This is a genomic window from Streptomyces sp. NPDC020681, assembly GCF_044334895.1.
Classification (GTDB): Bacteria; Actinomycetota; Actinomycetes; order Streptomycetales; family Streptomycetaceae; genus Streptomyces.
Genome location: NZ_JBIRTX010000004.1, coordinates 101405 through 110867 on the forward strand (window position 1 = coordinate 101405; position 9463 = coordinate 110867).

9 protein-coding genes are annotated in these 9463 nt (G+C 68.1%); all 9 read left to right on the top strand.

The genetic code is table 11. The features are described from left to right. Positions 1 to 3: 3 nt before the first annotated feature. On the top strand, positions 4 to 1545 hold the full coding sequence (locus tag ACH4YL_RS10640; RefSeq protein ID WP_398506784.1) for a sugar ABC transporter ATP-binding protein: 1542 nt from the start codon (positions 4 to 6) through the stop codon (positions 1543 to 1545). Continuing rightward, positions 1538 to 2503 (top strand): ABC transporter permease, encoded by a 966-nt coding sequence (locus ACH4YL_RS10645; protein ID WP_398506786.1) that lies wholly within the window; start codon positions 1538 to 1540, stop codon positions 2501 to 2503. Before ACH4YL_RS10640 ends, ACH4YL_RS10645 begins: the two co-directional genes overlap by 8 nt. Further along, positions 2500 to 3522, top strand: coding sequence for an ABC transporter permease (locus tag ACH4YL_RS10650; protein WP_398506788.1), 1023 nt, complete (start codon positions 2500 to 2502; stop codon positions 3520 to 3522). Before ACH4YL_RS10645 ends, ACH4YL_RS10650 begins: the two co-directional genes overlap by 4 nt. Positions 3523 to 3633: 111 nt before the next feature. Further along, complete coding sequence (locus ACH4YL_RS10655; protein WP_398506790.1) at positions 3634 to 3882, top strand: hypothetical protein; 249 nt, start codon at positions 3634 to 3636, stop codon at positions 3880 to 3882. After that, positions 3879 to 3968: a K(+)-transporting ATPase subunit F gene (gene kdpF / locus ACH4YL_RS10660; RefSeq protein ID WP_242330691.1), complete on the top strand. Its 90-nt coding sequence runs from the start codon at positions 3879 to 3881 to the stop codon at positions 3966 to 3968. Before ACH4YL_RS10655 ends, kdpF begins: the two co-directional genes overlap by 4 nt. 7 nt (positions 3969 to 3975) lie before the next feature. Continuing rightward, positions 3976 to 5640 carry a potassium-transporting ATPase subunit KdpA gene (gene kdpA / locus ACH4YL_RS10665; protein ID WP_398506792.1) on the top strand — a complete coding sequence of 555 codons (1665 nt, stop codon included), beginning with the start codon at positions 3976 to 3978 and terminating at the stop codon, positions 5638 to 5640. Beyond that, positions 5637 to 7781: a potassium-transporting ATPase subunit KdpB gene (gene kdpB, locus ACH4YL_RS10670; RefSeq protein ID WP_398506794.1), complete on the top strand. Its 2145-nt coding sequence runs from the start codon at positions 5637 to 5639 to the stop codon at positions 7779 to 7781. The genes kdpA and kdpB overlap by 4 nt, the downstream gene beginning before the upstream one ends. A gap of 5 nt (positions 7782 to 7786) precedes the next feature. Then, entirely contained in the window at positions 7787 to 8509 is a 723-nt protein-coding gene (locus ACH4YL_RS10675) for a potassium-transporting ATPase subunit C (RefSeq protein WP_398506796.1), read from the top strand. A gap of 259 nt (positions 8510 to 8768) precedes the next feature. Next, positions 8769 to 9458, top strand: coding sequence for a response regulator (locus ACH4YL_RS10680; protein WP_398506798.1), 690 nt, complete (start codon positions 8769 to 8771; stop codon positions 9456 to 9458). The last annotated feature ends 5 nt before the right edge of the window (positions 9459 to 9463 follow it).

Sequence of the window (9463 nt, forward strand, 5' to 3'; positions counted from 1 at the left end):
CCGGTGACGGCGGCCGCCGAGGTCCTCGCCGTACGAGGGCTGACCAAACGATTTCCCGGCGTCGTGGCTCTCGACGACGTGACGTTCACGCTCCGCTCCGGCGAAGTGCACGCGCTCGTCGGCGAGAACGGCGCCGGCAAGTCCACCCTGATCAAGGTGCTCACCGGCGTCTACCAGCCGGACGATGGCGAACTGGCCCACCAGGGACGGCAGGTGTCCTTCGCGACGCCGCTCGCCGCCCAGCACGCCGGCATCTCGACCATCTACCAGGAGGTCAACCTCATCCCGCTGATGAGCGTGGCCCGCAACCTCTTCCTGGGCCGCGAGCCGCGCACCCGCTTCGGCCTGATCGACTTCGGCCGGATGCACCGTGAGGCGGACCGGGCGCTGCGCGAGTACGGCGTACACGTCGATGTCCGCAGACCGCTGCGCGAACTCGGCGTCGGAGCCCAGCAGATGGTGGCTCTCGCCCGCGCAGTGTCCGTCGACGCCCGCGTGGTCGTCATGGACGAGCCCACGTCCTCGCTCGAACCGCGCGAGGTCGAGACCCTCTTCGGCGTCATCCGGCAGCTGCGCGAACAGGGCATCGCGGTCGTCTATGTCAGCCACCGTCTGGAGGAGCTGTACGCGGTCTGCGACACGGTCACCGTGCTGCGGGACGGCCGCGTCGTACACACCGGACCGCTCGCCGAGACGGACCGGCTGCGGCTCGTCTCCCTGATGCTCGGACGGCCGCTCGGAGAGGTACGCAGCGAGGGAGTCACGAAGTTCACCGGCTCGCACGACACCGGCGAGGAGCCCGTGCTGCGCGCCGAAGGACTGACCCGCCGCCATCAACTCCACGGCATCTCCCTGCAGATCCGGCCCGGTGAGGTCCTTGGTCTCGGCGGACTCCTCGGCTCGGGACGCACGGAGACGGCCAAGGCCATCGCGGGCGCGCTGCCGCTCGGCGCGGGCCGGGTCACCGTCGCGGGCACGCCCGTGCGCACCGGCTCGACGCCTGCCGCCATCCGCGCCGGGATCAGCCTGCTGCCCGAGGACCGCAAGTCCGAAGGCATCGTGCCGGGCCTGTCCGTACGGGAGAACATCGCGCTGGCCGCGCTGCCGAGGCTGTCCCGCCTCGGCCTCGTCTCCGAGAAACGCATCGACGCCGTCGTCGACACCTTCATGAAGCGGCTGCGCATCAAGGCCGCCGGCCCGCACCAGAAGGTCGGCGAACTCTCCGGAGGCAACCAGCAGAAGGTGCTCCTCGCCCGCTGGCTGGCCATGCATCCACGCGTCCTGCTGCTGGACGAGCCGACCCGCGGGATCGACGTCGGCGCCAAGGCCGAGGTCCAGAAACTCATCGACGAACTCGCCGACGACGGTCTCGGCGTGCTGCTGATCTCCTCGGACGTCGAGGAGCTGATCGAAGGATCCGACCGCGTGGTGGTCCTGCGGGACGGCGCGGTCGTCGGCGAGCTGACCGGTGCCGACGTCACCGAGGACCGGCTGATGCAGGCGATCGCCGCCGCGGCCGAAGGAGAGGTGGCCGCCCATGGCTGACCTGGCGCTGCGCAAGGCGGTCCCCGCCGACCGCGCCGAACTCGTCCGCAGACTCCAGGAGTACGGGGTCTACGGCGGACTCGTCGTCCTGCTGCTCTTCAACATCGCCTTCACCGACAACTTCGTGTCCGCCGAGAACTTCCGCACCCAGGCCGTCCAGGTCTCGCCCATCCTGATCGTCGCCCTGGGCATGGCCCTGGCGATCGGCACCGAAGGCGTCGATCTGTCCGTCGGCTCGGTGATGGCGCTGTCCACCTCCCTGCTGTCCCTCTACCTCGGCTACGGACCCTGGCTCGCGCTGCTCGTCGTTCTGGTCGGCGGCGCGGTCGTGGGCCTCGTCAACGGATCGCTGATCGCCTTCATCGGTGTGCAGCCGATCGTCGCCACCCTGGCGCTGATGGTCGGCGTACGCGGCCTCGCGCTCGTGCTGCTCCCGCAGTTGAAGGACGTACGCAACCCGAGCATGGCCTCGCTCGGCTCCGGCGACATCGCCGGCATCCCGTATCTGGTGCTCATCGCCGCGGCGCTGGCGGTTGTCGTCGGCTTCACGGTCCGCCGCACCACCTTCGGCCGGCAGCTGCTGGCCATCGGCGACAGTCGGCCCGCGGCCCAGCTCGCTGGACTTCCCGTGCGCCGGGTCCTCATCGTCGTCTACATCTGCTGCGGCATGCTCGCCGCGGTCGCGGGCTTCCTCGCCACCGCGCGCCTGCAGGCCAGCGACCCGACCTCGCTCGGCAACCTGATGGAGCTGTCCGCCATCACCGCCGTCGTCGTCGGCGGCACACCGCTCACCGGCGGCCGGGTGCGGATCGCCGGAACGGTGGCCGGAGCGGTGCTCATCCAACTGCTCACGGCCACGCTCATCAAGCACGATCTGCCGCCGTCCTGGACACAGATCGCCCAGGGCGCGGTGATCGTGCTGGCGGTCTACGCGGCTCGCGAGAGGGGTAAGCGGTGACCGTCATGAAGGAGCAGCCGAGCGCCGTGGCAGCGGCAGCGGACGAGGACCCGCCGGGCACCGGCCGCGGCGAGCGGCTCAGCGCACTGGCCCAGCAACACGGGGCGCTGGTGGCGCTCGTGGTGCTCGCCGCCGTCGCCTCGTTCTCCTTCGACTCGTTCGCCACCGGCGACAACCTCGAGAACATGGCGGTCTCCTCCGCCTTCCTGGCCGTCGTCGCGCTCGGCATGACCTTTGTCATCATCACCGGCGGCATCGATCTGTCGGTCGGCTCGGTGTTCGTGCTCGGAGGAGTGCTGGCGGCCTGGGGATCGCAGTACGGCACGGTGGTGGCCGTACTGCTGCCGCTGGTGGTGTGCGGTCTCGTCGGGCTGGTCAACGGGTTGCTGATCGCGAAGGCGCGGCTCGCGCCGTTCATCGTCACGCTCGCCACCATGCTCGCCGCCCGCGGCGTCATGCTGAACATCACGGACGAGGGCGGCAGGACCTATCTCGTCGACAAGAACGCCTTCTTCGCCCAGCTCGGCCAGGGCAAGCTGCTGGGCATCGGCGCGCCGGTGTGGATCACCGTCGTGCTGTTCGTCATCGGCGCCGTCGCACTGCGGCGCAGCCGGTTCGGCCAGCATGTGTACGCCGTGGGGGGCAACGAGGACGCGGCGGCGCTGATGGGTGCGCCCGTCGCCCGTACGAAGATCACCGTGTACGTGCTCTCCGGCCTGCTGGCCGGACTGGCCGGCATGCTCAACGCGGCCTGGCTCACCTCCGGCGTCACGATCCTCGGCATCGGCATGGAACTCGACGCCATCGCCGCTGTCGTCATCGGCGGGACGCTGCTCTCCGGCGGGCTCGGCTTTGTCAGCGGTTCGCTGGTCGGCGTGCTGCTGCTGAAGGTGATCCAGAACATCATCAACCAGATCGGCTCGCTCGACTCGGCCTATCAGCAGGTGGCGAGCGGGGCGTTCCTGGTGGTGGTCATCATCGCGCAGACATGGCTGGGGAGGCGGCGTCAGGTGCTCTGAGCCGCGGCCGGTCAGCCGGTCTGGTCAGTCGGATGTGGGGGCGGCCCCGAGTCGGGGCCGCCCCCACTGGCACGCTCAGCGCTGACCGGCGGTCAGCCGAGCCCGGGGATCGTGGAGACAAGCCATGACCTGCGCGGTATCCGGCCGGGGGCCCGTACGGGATCCGTAAAGAGCGAGGCCCCGGCCGTAAGGGACGCGTCAACGGCGGCCGCGTCGTGGCTGAAAAGCGGTTTCCTCGAACAGTCCGAGAATCCGAACCTCATCCAGGAGCTCACGATGGCCGACGTGGCCTTCGTCGTCACCACGATCGCGGTTTTCGCGCTGGTGGCTCTTATCGCCAAGGGGGTGGCAAAGCTGTGACTGCCGAGAACATTGTCGGTCTGATCGTGGCCGTCGCCCTGCTGGGCTATCTCGTCCTCGCTCTCGTCAAGCCGGAGAGGTTCTAGCCCAGACATGAGCCCCTTCCTTGCCGGTGTGCTCCAGTTGCTCGCGCTGATCGCAGCCCTTGCGCTGGCCTACCGCCCGTTCGGCGACTACATGGCCAAGGCCTACTCCTCCGACAAGCACCTGCGTGTCGAGAAGTGGATCTACAAGGCCATCGGCGCCAACCCGAACGCCGAGATGCGCTGGCCCGCCTATCTGCGCGGTGTCCTCGCCTTCTCCGTGGTGAGCGTCCTCTTCCTCTACCTGCTTCAGCGGCTCCAGGGCAGCCTGCCCGGCTCGCTCGGCTTCTCCGCCATCGACCCGGACCAGGCGTTCAACACCGCCGCGTCCTTCGTGTCGAACACCAACTGGCAGTCGTACTACGGCGAGCAGGCCATGGGCCACGTCGTGCAGACCGGCGGCCTCGCGGTGCAGAACTTCGTCTCGGCCGCCGTCGGCATGGCCGTCGCCGTGGCGCTGGTCCGGGGCTTCGCCCGCTCGCGCACCGGTGAGCTGGGCAACTTCTGGTCCGACATGGTCCGCGGCGTTGTCCGCATCCTGCTCCCCATCTCGGTGATCGCCGCGATCGTGCTGGTCGCCGCGGGCGCCATCCAGAACTTCTCCGGCATCCACGAGGTCGGCCAGTTCATGGGCGGCTCGCAGGAGTGGAACGGCGGCGCGGTCGCGTCGCAGGAGGCCATCAAGGAGCTGGGCACGAACGGCGGCGGCTACTTCAACGCCAACTCGGCCCACCCCTTCGAGAATCCCAACGCGTTCACCAACCTCTTCGAGATCTTCCTGATCCTGCTGATCCCGTTCTCGCTGACCCGGACCTTCGGAAAGATGGTCGGCAGCGTCAAGCAGGGCTACGCGATCCTCGCCACGATGGTCACCATCTGGATCGGCTTCGTGCTGCTGATGTGGTGGACCGAATTCGCGCACCATGGCCCGGCCTTCGAGGTCGCCGGCGGCGCGATGGAGGGCAAGGAGACCCGCTTCGGCATCGGCGCCTCGTCGATCTTCGCGGTCTCCACCACGCTCACCTCGACCGGTGCGGTGGACAGCTTCCACTCCTCGTTCACCGGCCTCGGCGGCGGGATCACCATGCTCGGCATGATGCTGGGCGAGATCGCGCCCGGTGGTGTCGGCTCCGGCCTCTACGGCATGCTGATCATGGCCATCATCGCGGTGTTCATCGCGGGCTTGATGGTCGGCCGCACGCCCGAGTACCTGGGCAAGAAGATCGGTACCCGCGAGATCAAGCTCGCCGCGTGCTACATCCTCATCACACCGGCGCTGGTGCTCATCTTCACCGCCGCGGCGATGGCGATGGACACCCCGGCGAACTCGATGACCAACTCGGGTGCGCACGGATTCTCCGAGATCCTCTACGCCTACACCTCCGGCGCGAACAACAACGGTTCGGCCTTCGCCGGACTCAACGCCGACACGCAGTGGTTCAACAGCACCATCGGACTCGCGATGCTGCTGGGCCGGTTCCTGCCGATGGTCTTCGTGCTGGCGCTCGCGGGTTCGCTCGCCGAGCAGAAGCCCGTACCGGCGACCGCGGGAACCCTGCGTACCGACAAGCCGCTCTACGCGGGCCTCCTCGTCGGCACCATCCTGATCATCACCGGTCTGACCTACTTCCCGGCGCTCGCGCTGGGACCGCTGGCCGAGGGGCTGGCGTCATGACCACAAACGTAAAGAAGCAAGAGGACGGAATGTCCACTGCCACTCCGACCCGGGCGCCGCACCAGGACGTGCCGACCGGTCACAAGCCCGAGAGCGGACGCATCGGCGGGGGTCTGTTCGACCCCAAGCAGCTGATCAAGTCCTTCCCGGACGCCCTCCGCAAGCTCGACCCGCGGGTGATGATCAAGTCCCCCGTGATGTTCGTGGTGCTCGTCGGCTCGGTGGTCACCACCGTGCTGGCGGTCAAGGACCCGAGCGACTGGTTCGGCTGGGCGATCGCCGCCTGGCTGTGGCTGACCACGATCTTCGCGAACCTCGCGGAGGCCGTGGCCGAGGGCCGCGGCAAGGCGCAGGCGGACACCCTGCGCAAGGCCAAGACCGACACCGTGGCACGCCGCCTCGGCAAGGACGGCACGACCGAGGAGCAGGTGCCCGGCACCGAGCTGCGCATCGGTGACCTGGTCGTCTGTGAGGCCGGAGACATCATCCCCGGCGACGGTGACGTCGTCGACGGTGTCGCGAGCGTGGACGAGTCCGCGATCACCGGTGAGTCGGCTCCGGTCATCCGGGAGTCCGGCGGCGACCGCAGCGCGGTCACCGGCGGTACGAAGGTGCTGTCCGACCGCATCGTCATCAAGATCACGACGAAGCCGGGCGAGACCTTCATCGACCGGATGATCAGCCTCGTCGAGGGCGCCGCGCGTCAGAAGACGCCCAACGAGATCGCGCTGAACATCCTGCTCGCCTCGCTGACGATCGTCTTCCTGCTGGCCGTGGTCTCGCTGAAGCCGTTCGCCATCTACGCGGGCGCCAACGAGCAGACCTCGCTCATCGTGCTGACGGCATTGCTGGTCTGCCTGATCCCGACCACCATCGGTGCACTGCTCTCCGCGATCGGCATCGCGGGCATGGACCGGCTCGTGCAGCGCAATGTGCTCGCGATGTCCGGCCGCGCCGTCGAGGCCGCCGGCGACGTGTCCACCCTGCTGCTCGACAAAACCGGCACCATCACGCTCGGCAACCGTCAGGCCGCCGAGTTCGTGCCGGTCAAGGGCACCACCGAGGCGGACCTCGCGGACGCCGCCCAGCTCTCCTCGCTCGCCGACGAGACGCCGGAAGGCCGCTCCATCGTCGTGCTGGCGAAGGAGAAGTACGGGCTGCGCGAGCGCCACCAGGGCGAGCTGGCGCACGCCGAGTGGATCGCCTTCACCGCCCAGACCCGTATGTCGGGTGTGGACGTGGACGGACGCAAGGTCCGCAAGGGCGCGACCGCCTCGGTCATCGCCTGGGTCCAGGAGAACGGCGGCGAGGTCGCCGACGACGCCGACGTGATCGCGAACCGGATCTCCGAGGCCGGCGGCACGCCGCTGCTGGTCGCGGGCAAGGACGAGAAGGGCGCCCGCATACTGGGCGTCATTCACCTCAAGGATGTCGTCAAGGACGGCATGCGCGAGCGGTTCGAGGAACTGCGCCGGATGGGCATCAAGACCATCATGATCACCGGTGACAACCCGCTGACGGCGAAGGCCATCGCGCAGGAGGCCGGCGTCGACGACTTCCTCGCCGAGGCCACGCCCGAGGACAAGATGGCCCTCATCAAGCGTGAGCAGGCCGGCGGCAAGCTGGTCGCGATGACCGGCGACGGTACGAACGACGCACCCGCGCTCGCGCAGGCGGACGTCGGCGTGGCCATGAACACCGGTACCTCGGCCGCCAAGGAGGCCGGGAACATGGTGGACCTGGACTCCAACCCGACGAAGCTCATCGAGATCGTCGAGATCGGCAAGCAACTCCTCATCACCCGGGGCGCGTTGACGACCTTCTCGATCGCCAACGACGTCGCGAAGTACTTCGCGATCATCCCGGCCATGTTCGCGATCGCCTACCCGGGCCTGGACAAGCTCAACGTCATGGACCTGTCCTCGCCGCAGTCCGCGATCCTGTCCGCGGTCATCTTCAACGCGCTGATCATCGTCGCGCTGGTCCCGCTCGCCCTCAAGGGTGTGCGGTACCGGCCGACCAGCGCGGACAAGATGCTCCGCCGCAACCTCGGGATCTACGGTCTCGGCGGCCTGATCGCTCCGTTCATCGGCATCAAGATCATCGACCTGCTCATCTCTCTCATCCCCGGAATCGGCTGATCGACATGAACAACTCTTTCGGCAACGCCGGCCGGTTGATCATCGCCGGTCTGCGCGCACTGCTCGTCCTCACCGTGGTGACGGGCGTCATCTACCCGCTGGCCGTCACCGGTGTGGCCCAGGCCCTGTTCAACGACAAGGCCAACGGGTCGGAGATCAAGAGCAACGGCAAGGTCGTCGGCTCCGAGCTCATCGGGCAGACGTACAACCTTCCCAAGAAGGACCCGAACGACGCGGAGGAGGCGGCGGTCGCGGACCTCAAGTTCTTCCAGCCGCGTCCGTCCAACGGCCTCGGCTCCAACAGCGTCAACACGCAGTATTCGCTGATCCTGTCCGGCGCGACCAACCGGTCGGGTGACAACGGCGCGGTGGACGGCGAGTGCCCCACCGACCCCAAGAAGATGGTGGACCCCAGCCTCTGCAAGTGGGTCGTGGACGCCAAGGACGCCGTCGTCAAGGACAACTCGGTTGACGGCTACAAGGTGAAGCCCTCCGACGTGCCGGCCGACGCCATCACGTCCTCGGCCTCGGGTCTGGACCCGGACATCTCGCCCGAGTACGCGGACATCCAGGTCCACCGGGTCGCCAAGCTGAACGGCCTGGACGTCAAGCAGGTCCAGAAGCTTGTCGACGAGAACACCGACGGCCGGATCCTCGGCTTCATGGGCGAACCCACCGTCAACGTCCTCAAGCTCAACATCGCGCTGAGGGAACTGACTCAGCGCTGATGGGCTCAGGGGGTGTCTCTTGGATCAGGCCGGGCTCGCGTGCCCTGGCACGGCGCCTCGCTGCGTTGTCGTCAGTCGCCGACGCTCCGCGTGGGCTCCTTCCTCCGCCTTGCGATGCACCATGCCAGACCCCGCTCGCTGATCCGGCCTGATCCAAGAGACACCCCCTACCGGACACATGCGAGAGCCGGCGGGCTTCAGAACACTCCGAAGCCCGCCGGCTTCCGCACAGCTACAACAACAGGAAGGCAGCACACCGATGACCCGGGTGCTGGTGGTGGAGGACGATCCTCAGCTCGTACGGTCCCTCGTGATCAATCTGCAGGCGCGCCAGTACGGAGCCGACGCCGCACCGGACGGCGCGACGGCGCTGCGGCTCGCCGCGACGAACCGGCCGGACGCGATCCTGCTCGATCTCGGCCTGCCCGACATGGACGGCATCGACGTGATCAAGGGACTGCGGGGCTGGACCAGCGCTCCGATCCTGGTCGTCTCCGCCCGCCACGGGGCCGCCGACAAGATCCAGGCGCTCGACGCCGGGGCCGACGACTTCATCACCAAACCGTTCAGCATGGACGAACTGCTCGCCCGGCTGCGGGCAGCGACCCGGCGTGGGGCCGACAGGTCTCCGGCGGGCACCGCCGAGACGACCGTCGTCAACACGCCCTCGTTCTCCGTCGATCTGTTCGCGAAGAAGGTCCGGCGCGACGGCCACGAGATCCGGCTGACCCCTACCGAATGGCATCTGCTGGAAATCCTGATCTGCAATCCCGGACGGCTCATCAGCCAGCGGCGGTTGCTCCAAGAGGTCTGGGGCAGTGGCGCCGGCGGAAAGACCAACTACCTCCGGGTCTACATGGCCCAGTTGCGCAGCAAACTCGAGGCGGACCCTTCGCGTCCGCGTCATCTCATCACGGAGCCCGGCATGGGATACCGCTTCGAGGTCTGAGGGAA

Bases quoted from the DNA above. Each gene is read 5' to 3' on its own strand.
- ACH4YL_RS10645 (WP_398506786.1), top strand. From the start codon at position 1,538: ATGGCTGACCTGGCGCTGCGCAAGGCGGTCCCCGCCGACCGCGCCGAA.
- kdpA (WP_398506792.1), top strand. From the start codon at position 3,976: ATGAGCCCCTTCCTTGCCGGTGTGCTCCAGTTGCTCGCGCTGATCGCA.
- kdpB (WP_398506794.1), top strand. From the start codon at position 5,637: ATGACCACAAACGTAAAGAAGCAAGAGGACGGAATGTCCACTGCCACT.
- ACH4YL_RS10675 (WP_398506796.1), top strand. From the start codon at position 7,787: ATGAACAACTCTTTCGGCAACGCCGGCCGGTTGATCATCGCCGGTCTG.
- ACH4YL_RS10680 (WP_398506798.1), top strand. From the start codon at position 8,769: ATGACCCGGGTGCTGGTGGTGGAGGACGATCCTCAGCTCGTACGGTCC.